Here is a 2265-nt window from a genome sequence, read left to right as displayed (position 1 = left end):
GCACCGCTTCCTTTTCCGGGTGCTACAACAATCAGTTTATCAGACCATGCACTTATCAGCCGATTTCTGCGTGGAAATCTAAATTTAGCCGGCTGCGTTCCCGGTGGATATTCTGATATCAAAAGACCGGTTTTTATAATGTGTTCCATCAATTTTTTATGTTCACTCGGATAGCAGATATCCAAACCATTTCCTAAAACTGCTACAGTATAACCCCCTGCTTTCAGGCATGCTGTATGTGCATAAGAATCGATCCCCTTTGCCATCCCACTAATAATGGCTTTGTTATCATACACATATTTTTCTGTAAGCTCTGCTACTCTAAGTTTATCCTCCTGAGTACATCTTCTCGCCCCTACGATTCCAACCGTACTTGCCATATTTCGAATGCACCCTTTATAATAGAGAACAATAGGTGAATCTTCCGGTTCTTTTGCACGAACCGGATATCTTAAATCATTTTGAGCTAAAATCGAGATGCCATTTTTCTCACAATCTTCCATGATTTTACGTACAGATTCCATAGATTTATTGTCCAGGATGCTCTTTATCTGCCTCCGTGTAATCCCTTTAACTTTGCAAAGTTCCTCTGTTTCCGCCCGATAAACCGCTTCCGGATTTTCAAATGTTTCCAGCAAACGATGTGCTGTAACAGGTCCGATATATGGAACAGACGAAAGCCACACCCAATATTTCACATTATTTCACCACCATCATCCTGCTGTTGCTTTTATCTAAATCTCTACATGACAATACTTTCTGAACATCGCTCAACCGAATGTTTTCCTCCCCATCCAGATCCGCACTGGTCCTGGCAAGACGCAACAATTTGTGTATAACACGGGCACTGTATCCATATTCTTCACTTGCTTCCTTTAATAACTTCAGTGACGCGTCATCTAAAACACAATATTTCTGAATATGCGATGTCGACATCTGTGCATTACAATTAATACCATCTTCATTTTTATAGCGTATCTGCTGTATTTTTCGGGCTTTCTCTACACGTATTCTTATTTCTGCTGATGACATAGCAGGTGGCTCCTCGTTCAGGCCGAAATAATCAACCGGATGAACTTCTTTCTGGATATCAATGCGATCCATGATCGGACCGGATATCTTTCCTCTGTATTTAATTATTTCATAGTCCGTACATCGACATCTGGAACTGGGATAATAACCACATGGACAAGGATTCATTGCGGCTACAAACATAAAATTAGACGGAAATGTATGTGTGCCATTTACACGGGAAATAGAAACTTTTTTATCTTCTATTGGTTGTCGCAGGGCATCTAATGTGTGTCTTGAAAATTCTGCAAGTTCATCCAGAAACAACACACCATTATGCGCCAGTGACACTTCACCCGGCATAGCATTCATTCCTCCTCCGATCAGCGCATTCAATGAGGCATTATGATGCGGTGCCCGAAAAGGACGGTTCCTCATAAGTGCATGTCCATTTGGAAGAATTCCTGATATGCTGTATATTTTGGTAACTTCCAGACACTCTTCATCCGTCATCTGTGGAAGTATCGTTGGAATCCTCTGTGCTATCATCGTCTTTCCACATCCCGGTTCACCGATCATCAGCATGTTGTGTCCTCCTGCTGCTGCAAGAATTACCGCATCGATCAATTCATTCTGTCCCTTAACATCGGCAAAGTCCAGGTTCAATTCTATATTCTTCATTTCTTCCCTGGCATCCGGATGTATGGCATCACCCATGATATTTTTCCCTTCCAAATAACGGATGACTTCATCTAAATTATTTAATCCGATAATCTCAATCCCATGAACCAAACTGGCCTCATTCATGTTTTCACTGGGAACAATTATTTTTTTAATCCCACTCTTCTGAGCTGTTATAATCATAGGGAGAATCCCTCTGCAGGCTCTCAGTCTGCCATCCAATGACAGTTCACCGATAAAGCCATATTCTGATAGATCTTTAACCGCTATATCCGCATTCTGCTGTAAAACGCCAATCGCCATGGCAAGATCAAAATGTGAACCGCTTTTCCTTTTATCACTTGGTGCAAGGCTGATGATCACACGCTTCTTGGGAAATACATAACCGCTCTCATCAATGGAGGATTGTATCCTTTCTGCCGCTTCTTTTACGGCAAGATCTCCAAGTCCGATAATTGTGATCATCGGCTGCCCCTCCATTATTTTTGTCTCAATATCAATCAGATATCCATCGATCCCCTGTATCGCAAAACTTTTTACCACGGTAGCCATAAGTCATCTTCTCCTATACTT

2 protein-coding genes are annotated in these 2265 nt (G+C 41.6%); both read right to left on the bottom strand.

Going from position 1 to position 2265, the window contains the following annotated elements; genetic code table 11:
- Nucleotides 1–698, bottom strand: a 698-nt coding sequence (locus QZZ35_RS11290) for a DNA-processing protein DprA (protein ID WP_291237494.1), incomplete at its 3' end; no start/stop codon positions are given.
- 1 nt (nt 699) lies between these two features.
- Nucleotides 700–2244 (bottom strand): YifB family Mg chelatase-like AAA ATPase, encoded by a 1545-nt coding sequence (locus tag QZZ35_RS11285; RefSeq protein WP_291237493.1) that lies wholly within the window; start codon nt 2242–2244, stop codon nt 700–702.
- Nucleotides 2245–2265 lie beyond the last annotated feature (21 nt).

Origin of the sequence: Frisingicoccus sp. (assembly GCA_016298055.1) — a bacterium.
Taxonomy (GTDB): domain Bacteria; phylum Bacillota; class Clostridia; order Lachnospirales; family Lachnospiraceae; genus Frisingicoccus.
The sequence above is the reverse complement of the archived record's forward strand: the minus strand, read 5'-3'. Positions and strand labels throughout refer to the sequence as shown.